This window comes from Streptomyces sp. Je 1-332, assembly GCF_040730185.1.
Lineage (GTDB): Bacteria > Actinomycetota > Actinomycetes > Streptomycetales > Streptomycetaceae > Streptomyces.
The window spans coordinates 3118236-3135418 of record NZ_CP160402.1 but is presented as its reverse complement, the minus strand read 5'-3'; the positions used below and the strand labels follow the sequence as shown (position 1 = coordinate 3135418).

Genomic DNA, 17183 nt, shown 5'->3' with positions numbered 1-17183 from the left:
GCTGTGAGCACGTACCGTACGGCGGAACAGGCGTAACGGTGGACACGGCGAGAAAGCCGCCGGACATCGGGAAGGGGCAGCCGGTTTTGAGCACGCACGCACCGCAGGCGGCGCACACAGCGCAGACGGCGACGCTGCCTGCGACGTTGGACGAGGCCGTGGAGGCACTCGCCGCGATGCCCGCCGCCGTGCCCGTGGCCGGCGGCACCGACCTCATGGCCTCCGTCAACGCGGGCCTCCTGCGCCCCGCCGCGCTCGTCGGCCTCGGCCGCATCAGCGAGATCCGCGGCTGGCAGTACCAGGACGGTCACGCCCTGCTCGGCGCCGGTCTCACCCACGCACGCGTCGGGCGCCCCGACTTCGCCGCCCTCATCCCCGCGCTCGCCGCCGCCGCACGCGCCGCCGGGCCCCCGCAGATCCGCAACGCGGGCACCCTCGGCGGCAACATCGCCACGGCGGGGCCGACCGGCGACACCCTGCCCGTCCTGGCCGCCCTGGAAGCCGTCCTCGTCATCGCGGGAGCCGGCGGCGCGCGCCGCGAGGTCCCCGTCTCGCATCTGCTCGCGGGGATGGACATGCTCCGCCCCGGCGAACTCATCGGCTTCGTACGGCTGCCGCTCCTGCATGCCCCGCAGGTCTTCCTCAAGGCGACCGGACGCACCGGGCCCGGCCGGGCCATCGCCTCCGTCGCGCTCGTCCTCGACCCGGCGCGGCGCGGTGTGCGCTGTGCGGTCGGCGCCGTCGCGCCGATGCCGCTGCGGCCCCTGGAGGCCGAGCAGTGGGTCGCCTCGCTGATCGACTGGGACGGCGAGCGCACCATCGTGCCGGAGGCGCTGACCGCCTTCGGTGAGTACGTCGCCGCCGCGTGCATCCCCGACCAGCCCCCGGCGGACGACGGCTCACCGCAGCCGCTGCCGCCCGCCGTACTGCACCTGCGGCGCACCGTCGCCGCGCTGGCCCGACGAGCACTGGGGAGGGCGCTGTCGTGAGTGACGACCGGCACGACGGAAGTACCGCGAACGGCGGCTGGCAGCCGCATCCGCAGGGCGAGTACGACTCGGACGCCACGGCCTTCGTGCAGCTGCCGGAGGGCGCCCTCGACGCCTTCGACCACTCGCCGCTCGCCGCACCCGGCCACGGCTATGTGCCGCCGCAGATAACGGTCACCCCCACGAGCGCCGACGCGACGGACCCGTCCGCCACCGGCGTCTGGGTCATGCCGCCCGAGGTGACGGGCGCGGGTGCGGCGGGCGCCGGTGTCCAGAACGTGCGGTGGCCCGACGCGGGCGGCGTCCCCGAGCCCGAGCCGCCGGTCCACGAGCAGGAGCACGGGTACGACCCCCGGGCCACCGGGCAGTGGAGCTTCCACGAGGCGGAGGGACACGCGCCCGCCGCCCCCGCCCCGGCGGATGTCACCGGGCAGTGGTCGATTCCCGTCGCCAATGGTGATCTTCCGGATGAATCGGGCGAGTTCACCACGTCCTCGCTCGCGGCGCAGTGGGGCGGTACGCCGCCCGCGACGCTGCCCGGCGGCGCGGCGGCCCCGTGGGCCACCGGTGGCGCCGGCGCGGGTTCGCCGTGGTCGGAGCAGCCGGTGCAGCAGCCGCACGTCGAGCCGTACCCGCATGCAGAGCGCGTCGAGCATGCAGAGCACGCCGAGCACGTCGACCACACCGGGCCGTACCCGTACCCGTATCCGTATCCGCAGCCGCGCGTCCAGCCGCAGCCCCACGAGCCGGTCGTGCCCCCGGAGGCGTTCGTCCCTGAGCCGCCGGTCGCTCCCGAGATGCATGTGGTGCCCGAGGAGCCCGTGACACCCGAGGCGCCCGCGGAGCCGGAACCGGAGCCCGAGCCGCAGCCCGAAGCCGAAGCCGAAGCCGAGCCCGCAGCGGACACCGAGCCCGAAGCCGAAGCCGAGGTCGACGTCGAAGCCGCGGGGGAAGCCGAAGCCGGGACCGAAGCCGAGGCCGAGGGCGAAGAAGACGACCCCGAAGAGGTCGTCACCGCCACCGCCCTCGCCGACGAACACCCCCTCTGCTCCTACGTCCTGCGCGTCAACGGCGCCGACCGCCCCGTCACCGACGCCTGGATCGGCGAGTCCCTCCTCTACGTCCTGCGTGAGCGCCTCGGCCTCGCGGGCGCCAAGGACGGCTGCTCGCAGGGCGAGTGCGGTGCCTGCAACGTCCAGGTGGACGGCCGTCTCGTCGCCTCCTGCCTGGTGCCCGCGGCCACCGCCGCCGGGAGCGAGGTGCGCACCGTAGAGGGCCTCGCCGTCGACGGCAGGCCCTCCGACGTGCAGCGGGCGCTCGGGGCCTGCGGCGCCGTCCAGTGCGGCTTCTGCGTACCGGGCATGGCCATGACCGTGCACGACCTCCTCGAGGGCAACCCCGCCCCGTCCGACCTGGAGACCCGCCGCGCCCTGTGCGGCAACCTGTGCCGTTGCTCCGGCTACCGCGGCGTGCTCGACGCCGTGCAGGAGGTCGTCGCCGAACGCGAGGCGTCCGCCGCCGCCGCGGAGCCGTCGGCGCACGACGACCACGCGGGCGAGGCCCGCATTCCGCACCAGGCGGGACCGGGCGCCGGAGGGGTCAACCCGACGGCGCACGGCGGATCGTACGAAGGACCTTACGGACAGGACGGAGGCCAGGCGTGAGCAACGAAGCCGCGGGCACGGCGAACACCGCGACCGCAGTGGAGACGCAGCCCGGCCCCGAGCCGCTGCCGCACGGCATCGGCGCGTCGCTGCCGTCCGCGGAGTCCCGCGCCAAGACCGAGGGCACCTTCCCCTACGCGTCCGACCTGTGGGCGGAAGGGCTGCTGTGGGCGGCCGTCCTGCGCTCGCCGCACGCGCACGCGCGCATCGTCTCGATCGACACGTCCCAGGCGCGCGAGATGCCGGGTGTGCGGTCCGTCGTCACGCACGAGGACGTGCCCGGCGACGCGCTGCACGGCCGCAAGACCCCGGACCGGCCGGTCTTCGCCTCCGACGTCGTACGCCACCACGGCGAGCCCATCGCCGCCGTGGCCGCCGACCATCCGGACACGGCACGGATGGCCGCCGCCGCGATCTTCGTCGAGTACGAGGTCCTCGAACCGGTCACCGACCCGGAGAAGGCCTTCGCGGCCGAACCCCTGCACCCCGACGGCAACTTGATCCGGCACATCCCGCTGCGGCACGGCGACCCGGAGGCGGCGGGCGAGCTCGTCGTCGAGGGCCTTTACCGCATCGGCCGCCAGGACCCGGCGCCGATCGGAGCGGAGGCGGGGCTCGCGGTGCCGCGTCCCGACGGGGGTGTGGAGCTGTACATCGCCTCCACCGACCCGCACACCGACCGCGACATGGCCGCGTCCTGCTACGGCATCGACCCGGACATCGTGAAGGTCGTCGTGACCGGCGTGCCCGGTGCGACCGCCGACCGCGAGGACGCCAGCTTCCATCTCCCGCTCGGCCTGCTCGCGCTGACGACGGGCTGCCCGGTGAAGCTGACGGCGACCCGCGAGGAGTCCTTCCTCGGCCACGCCCACCGCCACCCGACGCTCCTGCGCTACCGCCACCACGCGGACGCCGAGGGCAAGTTGGTGAAGGTGGAGGCGCAGGTCCTGCTCGACGCGGGCGCGTACGCGGACACGTCGTCCGAAGCGCTCGCCGCCGCCGTCTCCTTCGCCTGTGGTCCGTACGTCGTCCCGAACGCCTTCATCGAGGGCTGGGCGGTCCGCACGAACAACCCGCCGTCCGGGCATGTCCGGGGCGAGGGCGCCATGCAGGTCTGCGCGGCCTACGAAGCCCAAATGGACAAGATCGCGAAGAAGTTGGGTATCGACCCGGCCGAGGTGCGGCTGCGCAACGCGATGGCCACGGGCGACATCCTGCCCACGGGCCAGACGGTGACGTGCCCGGCACCGGTCGCCGAACTCCTCGGCGCCGTACGGGACTTCCCGCTCCCGGAGCTGCCCAAGGACACCCCCGAGGACGAGTGGCTGCTGCCCGGCGGCCCCGAGGGCGCGGGCGAGCCGGCCGCCGTGCGCCGTGGCGTGGGCTACGGCCTCGGCATGGTCCAACTCCTGGGCGCCGAGGGCACGGACGAAGTCTCCACGGCCACCGTGAAGGTCCACGACGGGGTCGCGACGGTCATCTGCGCGGCGGTCGAGACGGGCCAGGGCTTCACCACGCTCGCCCGCCAGATCGTCCAGGAGACGCTCGGTATCGACGAGGTCCGCGTGGCCCCCGTCGACACCGACCAGCCCCCGGCGGGGCCCAGCTGCCACGGCCGTCACACCTGGGTGTCCGGCGGTGCGGTGGAGCGCGCGGCGAAGATGGTCCGCACGCAGCTTCTCCAGCCCCTGGCCCACAAGTTCGGGATGTCCACCGAGCTGCTCCAGATCACCGACGGCAAGATCACCTCGTACGACGGGGTGCTGAGCACGACGGTGACGGAGGCGATGGACGGCAAGGAACTGTGGGCCACGGCCCAGTGCCGCCCCCACCCCACCGAGCCCCTCGACGAGGCGGGCCAGGGCGACGCGTTCGTCGGCATGGCGTTCTGCGCGATCCGCGCGGTCGTGGACGTGGACATCGAGATCGGTTCGGTACGGGTCGTGGAGCTGGCGGTCGCCCAGGACGTGGGCCGCATCCTGAACCCGAGCCAGCTGAAGGTACGTATCGAGGCCGGCGTCACACAGGGAGTCGGCGCCGCGCTCACGGAGAACCTCCGCACGCCGCGCGGCCTGGTCCGCCACCCGGACCTGACGGGCTACGCGCTCCCCACCGCCCTGGACGCCCCCGACATCCGCATCGTGAAGCTGGTGGAGGAGCGGGACGTGGTGGCGCCCTTCGGCGCGAAGGCCGCGAGCGCGGTGCCGGTGGTGACCACTCCGGCGGCAGTGGCCTCAGCGGTGCGCGCGGCCACCGGCCGCCCCGTGAACCGCCTCCCGATCCGTCCGCAGGCGGCGGTCGCGACGTGACGGTGCCGCCGAGCGGGGTCGTCGTCATCACCGGCATCATGGCGTCGGGCAAGTCCACGGTGGCGCAGGCCCTGGCCGAGCGGCTGCCGCGCGCCGCGCATGTGCGGGGTGACGTCTTCCGCCGGATGATCGTGTCGGGCGGCCAGGAGTACGAGCCCGGCGCATCGGACGAGGCGGCGGCCCAACTCCGGTTGCGGTACGGCCTGTCGGCGGCGACGGCCGACGCGTACGCGGCCGCGGGCTTCGTGACGGTGGTCCAGGACGTCATCCTGGGTGAGGAGTTGAAGACGTACGTGGAGCTGCTGCGTACGCGACCCGTCCACGTCGTCGTGCTCGCCCCGAGGCCGGACGCGGTCGCCGCGCGGGAGGCCGGGCGCGGGAAGACCGGGTACGGGGCGTGGACCGTGGAGGACCTGGACACGGGATTCCGTGAGACGACACCGAGGATCGGGCTGTGGCTGGACAGCTCGGACCTGACGGTCGAGGAGACGGTGGACGCGGTTCTCGCGGGGCTCGACGAGGCGCGGATCTGAGCAGCACGGCACGAGCAAGGGGCGGCCCCGAACGGGACCGCCCCTCTCGCTGAGGCCGTGGCGGGAATCGAACCCGCGTTACTGGATTTGCAGTCCAGCCCCTGAGCCACTCGGGCACACGGCCGAGCTTGTACTCGACTCCTCGAACCTAGGCGCCGGGAACCGGCACCTCAAGGAAATCACCGCGCCCGCAACGGGGTTGCCATACCGCGTTCATATACGGGCGTTCGTGCGCGGCCCCTCGCAGGGAGGTCCCTTAGGGAGCTCCTCACAGGGAGTTGGGCCCACTGTTCGTGTCGTCCACGACCACCGGCATCCGCGCCCGGCGCCGCAGCATCGACGGCAGGTCCGGCAGCCACAGCAGGGCGAAGAGCACCCCGCAGAACACGGCCATGCCCGTGTCCCCGGTGATCCAGAGGTGGGCGGCGGTCAGAGCGGCGTAGGGCAGGGCGGCCGTCAGCAGGAAGACCGCCATACGGAGGGTGGACCTGGTGGGGCGGTGGCGGAGGAGTCTGCGGGACTCGTCCTCGTCCCAGAGACCCCAGACGGGGCCGGTGGCCAGGGCGTGCAGACAGAGCTGGGCGGCCACGAGCAGCAGGGGGTGGGCCAGGGTATTCGCGGGCGGAGTGATCAGGATCCAGAGGGCGAGCACGGTGCTGAGGCGGGTGCGGGCCCGCCACCGTGTGCGCTGCTCGCGCCACGACCAGCCGCGTTCCACGAGCCGTTCGTAGTCCCGGTCTCCGGTGGCACGCGTCGGGCGGATCGGTGTCGCGGCGCAGATGCGGTCGAGGAGCGGCAGGAGGACTTGCTCGACGTTCTTCTGGTACGTGGTGTGGTCCCGGACGAGGGACTTGTAGTTCTGCACCTCGACGGAGGCGACGTTGGCCCGCCGGGGGTCCAGGAGCCACGGGCGTGATGTCACCCGCAGCAACGGCCCGTGCGGAACCGGGTCGGCGGAGGCGTAGATGTCGACCCACTCCATGCGATCGCCTTGGCGCGGAAGCGGCAGCCCCGCGTCGATGCTCTGCTGGAGGCGACGGTAGCGGCGTAACGGCAGGAGCGCCCCCGCGACGGCGGCCGTGCAGAACAGGACGCCCACTATGGGGCCGATCACGTCGGCGGTGGCTTCGGGGATGTCCTGCGTACCGAGGAGGACGAGACCGGCCGCTGGCGGCATGGCCCACAGCGCACCGATTCCCGACAGGGTGTCCAGCAGGCCCGCGTCCTTGTTCTGCCGCAGGACCGACAGTTTGTCGAGACCGGCGCCGAGCGTGACGAAGGAGGTGATCTTCCCCGAAGGGCAAGGGTCGTGTCTGAGCGCTTCGTGTGCCACCGCCGCGCCCTGGGAGTGCGCCACCACGATGATCCGCGAAGCCCGCGACTCCAGTGAACTCAGCTCGTCCCGCACCCTGTTGACCATCCGGTCGAACGACTCGGGGACGGCGACGAAGGCGAGGCTGTCGCCGACGGTGGCGACCAGCAGATACTGGATCCGCTGGATGCCGCGACGCAGCAGCGGGACCGCCGCCAGCGGAACGAGGAGCAAAAAGAGGACTTGCAGGACCAGCGCCGTCGAGACCATCACGATCGGGTACAGCACCCGTCGCCAGACGAGCAGCGGCAGGCGTATGTAGATGAGCCCGTAGGGGTTGTTGAGCACGGTCGTGGTGAGGGCCGAGAGCTGGCGGGCGGGGCGCGGCACGATCAGATACCGCAGCGCGTGGCGGTACATGGTCTGCGGTCCGGCGAGGAGCAGCCAGCGGACCAGCTGCCCGTACGACGGGGCGGAGAAGCTCTTCGCCCACCAGGCTTCGCTCAACAGCCAGGTGGCCGTGGTCTGTTCACCGCCGCCGGCGGTCCGGCGCAGCGTGACACGGAGCGGTTCACCGAGTTCGGGGGGCTCCTCCACGGGGTCGACCGGCCCCAACACTGCCTCGCTGCCGGGGAGTTGAGCGAGGGTTGCGAGTAAAGGTCCTGAGAACGACTGAAGAGTGTCGCCCTGCACCTGGTCGCCGATGCCGTGCACGAAGAGGACCGCGACATCCGCCGGCGGTCCCTGGGGCCGAGCCGCTTCCTGGACCGCTGCCACCTTGTGATCCGTCCCCTTCACTCCCGGCGCTGCTGGAACAGGCTAGTGGGCCGGGCGCGGCCAGTGGAGGCGTACGACGAAGGGACCAGGGAGGTCAGACCTCCCGACAGGGGTCAACTCCCGACTAGCCCCTTACCCTGGCCAGCATGGCCGCTCCCGAACCGCGCGACACCGACGTCGCTTCCGCCCCTGACGTCGCCGCCGTGACCGACATCGCCTCCGCCACCGACATCGCCTCCGCCACCGACGTGGTCTCCGCCACCGACGTGGTCTCGGCGCCGACCCTCACGCCCGAGCCGGACGATCGTGGCGGGACCGGGACCGGGACCGGAACCGGGACCGGGACCGGGACCGGGACCGATGACGTCGGGGGCGGAGTGCTCGGGCGGTCCTACCGCGCCCTCAGCCTCGGCATCGTCTCCGTGGTGCTGCTCATCGCCTTCGAGGCGACCGCCGTCGGGACCGCGATGCCGGTGGCCGCCCGTGAGCTGAACGGCGTCTCGCTCTACGCCTTCGGCTTCTCCGCGTACTTCACCACCAGCCTCTTCGGCATGGTGCTCTCCGGGCAGTGGGCCGACCGGCGCGGGCCGCTGGGTCCGCTCGCCTCCGGCATCGGGGCCTTCGCGGCGGGGCTCGTCCTGTCCGGGACCGCCCAGGCCATGTGGATGTTCATCCTCGGCCGTGCCGTGCAAGGGCTCGGCGGCGGGCTCGTCATCGTCGCGCTGTACGTAGTGGTCAGCCGCGCCTACCCGGACCATCTGCGGCCCTCCATACTCGCGGCGTTCGCGGCCAGCTGGGTCGTGCCGTCCGTGGTGGGGCCACTGGTCTCCGGGACCGTCACCGAGCACCTGGGGTGGCGCTGGGTCTTCGTCGGCATTCCGGTGCTCGTCGCGGCGCCGCTCGCGCTCGCCCTGCCGCAGATCCGGCGCCGGGCCGCCGGGCCCGTCTCCGATGCGCCCGCCGGGCCCTTCGACCGCCGCCGCATCCGCCTCGCGCTCGGCATCTCGCTGGGCGCCGGGCTCCTCCAGTACGCGGGTCAGGAGCTGCGGTGGCTCTCGCTGCTGCCCGCGGCGGTCGGCGCCGTGGTGCTCGTGCCCGCCGTCCTCGGTCTGCTGCCGCGTGGCACGTACCGGGCGGCACACGGGCTTCCGTCCGTCGTGCTCCTTCGCGGCATGGCCGCGGGGTCGTTCATCGCCGCCGAGTCCTTCGTGCCGCTGATGCTCGTCACCCAGCGCGGGCTCTCGCCGACCATGGCCGGACTCTCGCTCGCCGTGGGCGGCGCGACCTGGGCGCTCGGCTCCTTCGTACAGTCGCGGCCGGGCATGGAACCGCACCGGACGCGGCTCATGGTCGCCGGGATGCTCCTGGTCGCCGTGGCCATCGCCACCGCGCCGACGGTCCTGATCGACGCAGTCCCGGTCTGGATCGTGGCGGTGGCCTGGGCCTTCGGCTGCCTCGGCATGGGCACGGTCATCGGCTCGACCAGCGTGCTCCTGCTGCGCCTCTCGCCCCCGCAGGACGCGGGCAGCAACTCCGCCGCCCTCCAGATCTCCGACGGCCTCTCCAACGCCCTGCTCCTGGCCGCGGGAGGCGCCGCCTTCGCCGCGCTGGGCGGCGGCATGGTCGACGCCCACGGCTCCACCGAGGCGGGCGCGTCACACCCGGGGGCCTTCGTCGCCGTATTCCTGCCGATGGCGGTGGTGGCGCTGGTGGGGGCCTGGGTGGCGACGCGGCTCACGGAACGTACCGCCGTCTGAGGGCCGGATGTGAGACGGGTCGCATCCGATCCGGGCCCCGTGCCGCTCTCCGCGGGGCGTCAACCTTCACCGGTAGGGTGGCCCGGTTGTCGTACGTACCCCAGACGTCAAAACCCGGAGACCGTGACTACCACCGCCGCCAACTCCGCATCGCACCACCTCTCTCCCGCCTTCCCCGGCCGCGCCCCCTGGGGCACCGCCAACAAGCTGCGTGCCTGGCAGCAGGGGGCGATGGAGCGGTATCTCCAGGAGCAGCCGCGTGACTTCCTCGCCGTCGCGACCCCCGGCGCCGGCAAGACGACGTTCGCGCTGACGCTCGCGTCCTGGCTGCTGCACCACCACGTCGTGCAGCAGGTGACGGTGGTCGCGCCGACCGAGCACCTGAAGAAGCAGTGGGCGGAGGCCGCGGCCAAGATAGGGATCAAGCTGGACCCGGAGTACAGCGCGGGTCCGCTCAGCAAGGAGTACCAGGGCGTCGCCATCACCTATGCCGGTGTCGGCGTGCGGCCCATGCTCCACCGGAACCGGGTCGAACAGCGCAAGACCCTCGTCATCCTCGACGAGATCCACCACGCCGGTGACTCGAAGTCGTGGGGCGAGGCCTGCCTCGAAGCCTTCGAGCCCGCCACCCGGCGCCTCGCGCTCACCGGCACGCCGTTCCGGTCCGACACCAACCCGATCCCCTTCGTCGCGTACGAGGAGGGGAACGACGGCATCCGGCGGTCCGCCGCCGACTACACGTACGGATACGGGAGCGCGCTCGGCGACGGCGTCGTCCGGCCCGTGATCTTCCTTTCCTACTCCGGCAACATGCGGTGGCGCACGAAGGCGGGCGACGAGATCGCGGCGCGGCTCGGGGAGCCGATGACCAAGGACGCCATCTCGCAGGCCTGGCGCACGGCCCTGGACGCTCGCGGCGAGTGGATGCCGAACGTCCTGAAAGCCGCCGACCAGCGGCTCACCGAGGTGCGCAAGGCCATCCCGGACGCCGGTGGTCTCGTCATCGCGTCCGACCAGGACTCCGCACGCTCGTACGCCAAGCTGATCCGCGAGCTCACGGGGGAGAAGGCCACCGTCGTCCTCTCCGACGACGTGGGCGCCTCCAAGCGCATCGACGACTTCACCGCGAGCACCGACCGGTGGATGGTCGCCGTCCGCATGGTGTCCGAGGGCGTCGACGTGCCGCGCCTCGCCGTGGGGGTCTACGCCACGACCATCTCGACGCCGCTGTTCTTCGCCCAGGCCGTGGGCCGCTTCGTGCGTTCCCGGCGGCGCGGCGAGACCGCGTCGGTCTTCCTGCCCACCGTCCCCGACCTCCTCGGCCACGCCAACGAGATGGAGGTCGAGCGCGACCACGTACTCGACAAGCCGAAGAAGGAAGGGGAAGAGGACCCCTACGCCGAGTCCGAGCAGGAGATGGACGAGGCGAACAAGGAGCAGGACGAGGACACCGGCGAGCAGGAGCAGTTCTCCTTCGAGGCCCTGGAGTCCGATGCCGTCTTCGACCGGGTTCTCTTCGACGGCGCCGAGTTCGGCATGCAGGCCCACCCGGGGAGCGAGGAGGAGCAGGACTATCTGGGCATCCCCGGCCTCCTCGAACCCGACCAGGTACAGATGCTGCTGCAGAAGCGCCAGGCCCGGCAGATCGCGCACAGCAAGAAGCGGCCCGACGAGGAAGCCGACCTGCTCGAACTGCCCGCCGAGCGGCGGCCCGTGGTCTCCCACAAGGAGATGCTGGAGCTGCGCAAGCAGCTCAACACGATGGTCGGCGCGTACTCCCACCAGAGCGGGAAGCCGCACGGTGTGATCCACACCGAGCTGCGCCGCACCTGTGGCGGTCCGCCGAGCGCGGAGGCCACCGCCGGCCAGCTGCGGCAGCGGATCGCCAAGGTCGGGGAGTGGGCCACCCGCATGAAGTGAGCGTGCGCTCTCCGGACCCCGGGTCTTCGGGCGCGGGGGAGGAGGCGTGTGTTCCGCGTGTGCGGGAGTCGTGTGCACCCCTGGTGGAGGGCCCCGCGTATGGGGCATTGCGCCCCTAACAACCGGAGTCGTGCCCGGATTCTGGACGGAGTCTTCCGCTGAGCGGGACGGCCTCGCTAATGTCCCCGCAACGTACACGCCCCGTGGCAGCGCCGCCGCGGAGCGCAGCCGGAGTTCCGACCGGCGGCCTCTGACGCGCGTCGCCCACGGGACCGGCGACGCTACCGCCGCGTAAAGGGGCCGTCGACCCTCATCTAAGGAGTGGGCGTCGTGACCGCGGAGACTTCCCAGACGCTCGACCGAGGACTGCGTGTCCTCAAGCTGTTGGCCGACACCGATCACGGGCTCACCGTCACCGAGCTCTCGAACAAGCTCGGTGTGAACCGCACCGTGGTGTACCGCCTGCTCGCCACCCTTGAGCAGCACGCCCTGGTCCGTCGTGACCTGGGCGGCCGGGCCAGGGTCGGCCTCGGGGTGCTGCGCCTCGGCCGCCAGGTGCATCCGCTGGTGCGCGAGGCCGCGCTGCCCGCTCTGCGCTCCCTCGCCGAGGACATAGGCGCGACGGCGCATCTGACGCTGGTGGACGGCACCGAAGCCCTGGCCGTCGCTGTCGTCGAGCCGACCTGGACGGATTACCACGTGGCCTACCGGACCGGCTTCCGGCACCCCCTGGACCGGGGCGCCGCGGGCCGCGCGATCCTCGCCGCCCGGCAGGGCCTCGCCACCGACCCCGGCTACGCGCTGACGCACGGCGAGCTGGAGGCCGGCGCGAGCGGGGCCGCGGCGCCCCTGGTCGGCGTGACCGGGATAGAGGGCAGCGTGGGCGTGGTCATGCTGGCGGACTCCGTGCCGGAGCGGGTGGGGCCGCGGGTGGTGGACGCGGCCCGCGAGGTGGCGGACGCGTTGCGCTGAGGCCGCGCGGGCGAGCGGTTTGTCTTGGGCGCCGTTGATCACCGGCTCCGCCGAGTTCGTCCTCAGACGCCGGACGGGCTGAATGCCGCTCGTCCGTCGCCGCCTGACAGGCAGGCTGAAAATGCACGTCCGTTAGATTGATCCCGTGTTCTCCCTCTCCAGCCTCACGCGCCCCAAGGCCCTCGCCGTCTGTGCCGCCCCCGTGGTCGCCCTGCTCGCCGTCGCGGGTCTCGCGCCGTTGCCGTTCGCCGTGGCCCAGCCGGGGTCGACGGCGAACGTACTCGGCGAGAGCGAGGGCAAGCCGGTCATCACGATCACCGGTACGCCCACCAGGGAGCCGAAGGGGCAGCTGCGGATGACGACGATCGTGGCCACCGGGCCCGACATGAACGCGAGCCTGAGCGACGTGGTGGACGGCTGGTTCCGTACGGACCGCTCCGTGATGCCCAAGGACGCGGTGTACCCCACCGGCGACAACGTGAAGGAAGTCGAGAAGCACAATCTCGGCGACATGAAGAAGTCGCAGGACACGGCCACGCGCGCCGCGCTCTCCTACCTCAAGGAGAACGGCGTCGACGGCACGGACAAGGTGAAGGTCAAGGTCGACCTCGGCAAGATCGGCGGGCCGAGCGCGGGCCTCTTCCTCTCGCTCGGCATCATCGACCTGATCGACGGCAACGGCAGCGGCGGGGACCTCACGGGCGGCCGGAAGATCGCGGGCACGGGCACGATCTCCGACGACGGCAAGGTCGGCCCGGTCGGCGGTGTCGCGCTGAAGACGCAGGCCGCGAAGCGGGACGGCGCGAGCGTCTTCCTGGTCCCGAAGGCCGAGTGCTCGGACGCTCAGGCCGAGCTGCCGGCGGGGCTGCGGCTGATCCCGATCACGACGCTGTCGGGCACGGTTGACGCGCTGCGTTCCCTTGACCGGGGCGGGAAGGTCCCGAGCTGCTGACCAGGCGAAGGCCCAACTCGACCATGGTCCAGCCCAGTTGAGTGCGAAGTTGGGGGCGCGCCTTGCGTAAGGGTGCGGTCCGGCGCAGGTCCGTGGCTCGGGCGTGGTGCAGCAGCAGGTGGATGTCGGGGTGCATGGCGTTGCCTCTCACTCGGTGTAGTGCGTCGGGAAGACGTGGGTGTGCACGCGCACCGGGGCGGAGCCCGGAGTGTTCTCGTCGACCGCCAACGGGCGGTAGCTCTCGATGAGTTCGCTGAGCTTGCCGGCCAGTTCCGTGGTGAGCTCGGGCGTCAGACGCAGGGTGTAGTCGCTGAGGTCGGAGCTGTCCGTCCACTCCGTTGACCAGTCGTGCTGTGTGCCGATCCAGGTGGAGACCTCCGTGGCGTGGAGCGTCGCGACCTCGTGGAGGTAGACGGCGACCGCGCCGCGCACCGCCGGGTCCGGGTCGTTCATGAGTGACTCGTCCAGGCGCGTTCCCTGGTGCGCCGACTGCCACCAGCGCTCCCGCCCCTTGCCCCGGTCCGGCGCGTCCTCGACGAAGCCGTGCGCCGCGAGCTGGCGCAGGTGGTAACTCGTCGCGCCGCTGGACTCGCCCAGCCGGGAGGCCAGTTGGGACGCGGTCGCCGGGCCCTCGCGCCGCAGCGAGATGAGCAGCCGCATCCGCAGGGGATGCGCGAGGCCCCGCAGGGAGCGGGGGGTGAGCGTATGGACCTTCCGGTCCTCAGGGTCAGCCGTACCGTCCGTCATGGCTCAACCGTAGACTTGCAAAGACTCCGTTGCAACGGTTTCTCTGCAACGGAGTCTTTGCAAGTGGCCGCACGGCCGGAAGGGCGTGAACTACCCCTCCTTCACGAACCCCTCCTGCACCAGCCACTCCAGCGCCACCTCGTGCGGATCCTGCCCCTGCACGTCCACCTTGGAGTTCAGTTCCTGGGCCACCGTGTTGTTCAGCTTCTTCGTGATGGGGTCCAGGATCTCCGCGATCTTCGGGTGCTCCTTGAGCGCCTTGGAGTTGATCTCCGGGGCGGCGTTGTAGTTGGGGAAGAAGTGCTTGTCGTCCTTCGTCAGCGTCAGGTCCATCGCCTTGATGCGGCCGTCGGTGGTGAAGACCTCGCCGAACGTGCACGTCCCCTTGGAGACCTGGGTGTAGATGATCCCGGTGTCCATCTTGGTGATGTTGGAGGTGGGGATCTTCATCCCGTACTCCTTCTGCATGCCCGGCAGACCGTCCTCGCGCGAGGAGAACTCGCTCTCCACGCACAGCGTGACCGCGTCCGGGTCCTTCTTCGACAGGGCCGCCACGTCCGAGAGCGTCTTCGGCTTGTACTTGGCCTCGTTCTTCTTGTTGATGGCCAGGGAATACGTGTTGTTGAGCTCGGCGGGCGGCAGCCAGGTGACGCCGTTCTTCGCGTCCGCCTTGCGCACCGCCTCCCACTGTTTGCGCGGGTCGTCGATGGGCTCGGTGTTGCCGAGGTACGTGATCCAGGCGGTGCCCGTGTACTCGTACATGGCGTCCGCGTCACCGCTCTTGACGGCCTCGCGGGCGCCGATCGAGCCCTGGATGCCCGTCCGGTCGAGGACGCTCGCACCCGCCGCCTCGAAGGCGATGCCCATGATCGCGCCGAGGATCAGCTGCTCGGTGAACTCCTTGGACGTGACGGTGAGGTCGACGCCCTTGAGGGGGAGCCCCTTGCCGATCGAGCCCGGCTTGACGTCGTCCACCATCGGGCTGCCGCTCGTCAGTCCGCAGCTCACGAGCAGGGCCCCGCCCAGCACGCCGACGGCCGCCGTACGCAACGTGACCCTCATGACCCGGCCTCCAACCCACGCGGACGCAGGACCAGTTCGGCCAGCGAGGCCAGCCAGTCCACCAGGAGCGCGAGCGCGATCGTCAGGATCGAGCCGAGCATCAGGACCGGCATCCGCTGGTTGGTGATCCCGGTGGTGATGAGGTCGCCGAGCCCGCCGCCACCGCCGAAGGTGGCGAGTGTCGCCGTGCCCACGTTCAGGACGAGCGCGGTGCGCACACCCGCCAGGATCAGCGGTACGGCCAGCGGGAGTTCGACCTTGCCGAGGACGCCCCACTGCGACATGCCGATGCCACGCGCGGCTTCCAGGAGCGTCGGGTCGTTGGCGTTCAGGCCCGCGATCGTGTTGGAGAGCACCGGCAGGACGGCGTAGATGATGATGCCGATCAGGGCCGCCTTCTCGCCGATGCCGATCCAGATCACCAGGAGGGCGAGGAGGCCGATCGCGGGCGTCGCCTGGCCGATGTTGGCCAGGGCCATCGCGCCGGGCGCCGCCTTGCGGAGCCTTCTGCGGGTGAGCAGGATGCCCAGCGGGATCGCGATGATCAGCACGAAGAACGTGGAGATGACCGTCAGCTGGATGTGCTGGCGCAGCCTGAGCCAGACATTGCCGTCCGCCAGCGCGTTCTGCGAGATCGAGTCCAGGTCGGCCTGCTCGAACCACCACCACGTGAGCAGCAGGATGAGGGCGATGAACGCCGGCAGGATGGTCAGCTTCTGCCAGCCGATCCGCCCTCTGAGTCCGGTGGAGGCCGCGGTCCGCGAGGGCGGCGGCTCCGGCTCGGCCTCGCCGGTGTCGCGGAAGAGGTGGCCCTTGACCTCGTGCTCGCCGTCGGGCCGCGGCCCTGGTCCCTCGTCGGGGGCCGGTGTGCGGTCGGGGATCCGGGGGTTGCTCCCGGGGACGCCTTTCACGCCTTCGCACCCCCTGCGGGGCCTTCCTGCTCGTGATGGGTCAACTCGGCCCGCTGCTCCTGGAGTTCGTGCTGGTGCTCCACCGCGTCGAGCCGGTCGGCCTCCAGCATCTCGTGCACGGAGTTCATCAGCGTCTCCATGTCCACGACGCCGGTGTACTCCCCGCGCCGCCCGGTGACCGCGACCCGCCCCGCGTTGTCCGTGAGCACCGCTTCGAGCGCGTCGCGCAGGGTGGCGTCACGGGTGACCGTGTCGTGGACGAGGGTGCCCGCGCGGGCCAGCGAGCCCTTGGCCCGCATCAGGTCGCCGCGCCGCAGCCACTTGTAGGGGCGGCCGCGTTTGTCGAGGAGCAGCAGTTCGTTCGTGCCGCTGGCCCGCAGCCTGTCGAAGATGTCCTGGAGCGGGTCGTCGACGGTCACCGTCGCGAAGTCGGCGATCTCCACGTCGCGTACGCGGGTGAGGTTGAGCCGCTTCAGGGCCGCGCCCGCGCCCACGAAACCGGACACGAAGTCGTCGGCCGGGTTGGTGAGGATGGCTTCCGGGGTGTCGAACTGCGCGATGTGCGAGCGCTCCCGCAGCACCGCGATGCGGTCGCCGAGCTTGATCGCCTCGTCGAAGTCGTGCGTGACGAAGACGATCGTCTTGTGCAGCTCGTGCTGGAGCCGGATCAGCTCGTCCTGGAGATGGTCGCGGGTGATCGGGTCGACCGCGCCGAACGGCTCATCCATCAGGAGTACGGGCGGATCGGCCGCCAACGCCCGTGCCACGCCCACGCGTTGCTGCTGGCCGCCGGAGAGCTGGCGCGGATAACGGCCGTGGAACTCGGCGGGGTCGAGCCCGACGAGGTCGAGCATCTCCTCGACCCGGTTCTTGATCTTCGACTTCCCCCAGCCGATCATCCTCGGCACGAGGGCGATGTTCTGGGCGACCGTCATGTGCGGGAAGAGCCCGGACGACTGGATCGCGTAACCGATACGCCGGCGCAGCTTCACCGGGTCCATGTCGGTGACGTCCTCGCCGCCGATGCGGATGCGGCCACTGGTCGGCTCGATGAGCCGGTTGATCATCTTCAGCGTGGTCGACTTCCCGCACCCCGAGGGCCCGACCAGGATGACGATCTCGCCGGCCTTGATCTCCATGCTGACGCTGTCCACCGCCGGGTCGCCGCTGCCCGCGTACCGCTTGGTGAGGTGTTCCAGCTCGATCGTCGCGCCCGTGGGGGCGTTCGGGGCCGCCGCGTCCTTGGCCGTCGCCCCGTCGGTGGAAGTCGCGGTGGTC

The 17183-nt window shown here is 71.5% G+C and carries 13 protein-coding genes and 1 tRNA gene; 8 read left to right on the top strand and 6 right to left on the bottom strand.

The genetic code is table 11. The annotated features are described in order from the left end of the window. The first annotated feature begins 86 nt into the window (after positions 1–86). Genes ABXJ52_RS14210 through ABXJ52_RS14195 form a run of 4 tightly spaced genes read left to right on the top strand, consistent with a single transcriptional unit; the run spans position 87 to position 5495 of the window. Entirely contained in the window at positions 87–989 is a 903-nt protein-coding gene (locus ABXJ52_RS14210; RefSeq protein ID WP_367042381.1) for an FAD binding domain-containing protein, read from the top strand. Beyond that, a complete protein-coding gene (locus ABXJ52_RS14205; protein WP_367042380.1) occupies positions 986–2653 on the top strand; it encodes a 2Fe-2S iron-sulfur cluster-binding protein in 1668 nt (555 codons plus the stop codon). The genes ABXJ52_RS14210 and ABXJ52_RS14205 overlap by 4 nt, the downstream gene beginning before the upstream one ends. Next, on the top strand, positions 2650–4962 hold the full coding sequence (locus ABXJ52_RS14200) for a molybdopterin cofactor-binding domain-containing protein (protein WP_367042379.1): 2313 nt from the start codon (positions 2650–2652) through the stop codon (positions 4960–4962). Before ABXJ52_RS14205 ends, ABXJ52_RS14200 begins: the two co-directional genes overlap by 4 nt. Next, positions 4959–5495: an AAA family ATPase gene (locus tag ABXJ52_RS14195; protein ID WP_367042378.1), complete on the top strand. Its 537-nt coding sequence runs from the start codon at positions 4959–4961 to the stop codon at positions 5493–5495. Before ABXJ52_RS14200 ends, ABXJ52_RS14195 begins: the two co-directional genes overlap by 4 nt. Positions 5496–5547: 52 nt before the next feature. On the opposite strand, the gene ABXJ52_RS14190 is transcribed toward ABXJ52_RS14195, so the two are convergent. Together ABXJ52_RS14190 and ABXJ52_RS14185 are read right to left on the bottom strand one after the other, a co-directional pair. Further along, positions 5548–5619, bottom strand: a tRNA-Cys gene (locus ABXJ52_RS14190). A gap of 144 nt (positions 5620–5763) precedes the next feature. Then, complete coding sequence (locus ABXJ52_RS14185) at positions 5764–7584, bottom strand: hypothetical protein (RefSeq protein ID WP_367042376.1); 1821 nt, start codon at positions 7582–7584, stop codon at positions 5764–5766. 146 nt (positions 7585–7730) lie between these two features. On the opposite strand from ABXJ52_RS14185, the gene ABXJ52_RS14180 reads away from it, so the two are divergent. The 4 genes from ABXJ52_RS14180 (at position 7731) to ABXJ52_RS14165 (ending at position 13185) form a co-directional block, all read left to right on the top strand. After that, positions 7731–9341 (top strand): MFS transporter, encoded by a 1611-nt coding sequence (locus ABXJ52_RS14180; protein ID WP_367042375.1) that lies wholly within the window; start codon positions 7731–7733, stop codon positions 9339–9341. Between the two features lie 123 nt (positions 9342–9464). Beyond that, the gene (locus tag ABXJ52_RS14175) at positions 9465–11261 is read left to right on the top strand and encodes a DEAD/DEAH box helicase (RefSeq protein ID WP_367042373.1); all 1797 of its coding nucleotides are present in this window, start codon (positions 9465–9467) and stop codon (positions 11259–11261) included. A 330-nt stretch (positions 11262–11591) separates the two neighbouring features. Then, positions 11592–12233 (top strand): helix-turn-helix domain-containing protein, encoded by a 642-nt coding sequence (locus ABXJ52_RS14170; RefSeq protein ID WP_160505296.1) that lies wholly within the window; start codon positions 11592–11594, stop codon positions 12231–12233. 145 nt (positions 12234–12378) lie between these two features. Continuing rightward, positions 12379–13185 (top strand): S16 family serine protease, encoded by an 807-nt coding sequence (locus ABXJ52_RS14165; protein ID WP_367042371.1) that lies wholly within the window; start codon positions 12379–12381, stop codon positions 13183–13185. A 147-nt stretch (positions 13186–13332) separates the two neighbouring features. On the opposite strand, the gene ABXJ52_RS14160 is transcribed toward ABXJ52_RS14165, so the two are convergent. From ABXJ52_RS14160 to ABXJ52_RS14145, 4 genes are all read right to left on the bottom strand, one after another. Further along, positions 13333–13932 carry a helix-turn-helix domain-containing protein gene (locus tag ABXJ52_RS14160; RefSeq protein ID WP_367042369.1) on the bottom strand — a complete coding sequence of 200 codons (600 nt, stop codon included), beginning with the start codon at positions 13930–13932 and terminating at the stop codon, positions 13333–13335. A gap of 90 nt (positions 13933–14022) precedes the next feature. After that, positions 14023–14994, bottom strand: coding sequence for a glycine betaine ABC transporter substrate-binding protein (locus tag ABXJ52_RS14155; protein WP_367042367.1), 972 nt, complete (start codon positions 14992–14994; stop codon positions 14023–14025). Beyond that, positions 14991–15875: an ABC transporter permease gene (locus ABXJ52_RS14150; RefSeq protein ID WP_367049054.1), complete on the bottom strand. Its 885-nt coding sequence runs from the start codon at positions 15873–15875 to the stop codon at positions 14991–14993. The genes ABXJ52_RS14155 and ABXJ52_RS14150 overlap by 4 nt, the downstream gene beginning before the upstream one ends. Before the next feature lie 26 nt (positions 15876–15901). Continuing rightward, complete coding sequence (locus ABXJ52_RS14145) at positions 15902–17110, bottom strand: betaine/proline/choline family ABC transporter ATP-binding protein (protein ID WP_367049052.1); 1209 nt, start codon at positions 17108–17110, stop codon at positions 15902–15904. Positions 17111–17183 lie beyond the last annotated feature (73 nt).

Bases quoted from the DNA above. Each gene is read 5' to 3' on its own strand.
- ABXJ52_RS14180 (WP_367042375.1), top strand. From the start codon at position 7,731: ATGGCCGCTCCCGAACCGCGCGACACCGACGTCGCTTCCGCCCCTGAC.
- ABXJ52_RS14160 (WP_367042369.1), bottom strand. From the start codon at position 13,932: ATGACGGACGGTACGGCTGACCCTGAGGACCGGAAGGTCCATACGCTC.
- ABXJ52_RS14155 (WP_367042367.1), bottom strand. From the start codon at position 14,994: ATGAGGGTCACGTTGCGTACGGCGGCCGTCGGCGTGCTGGGCGGGGCC.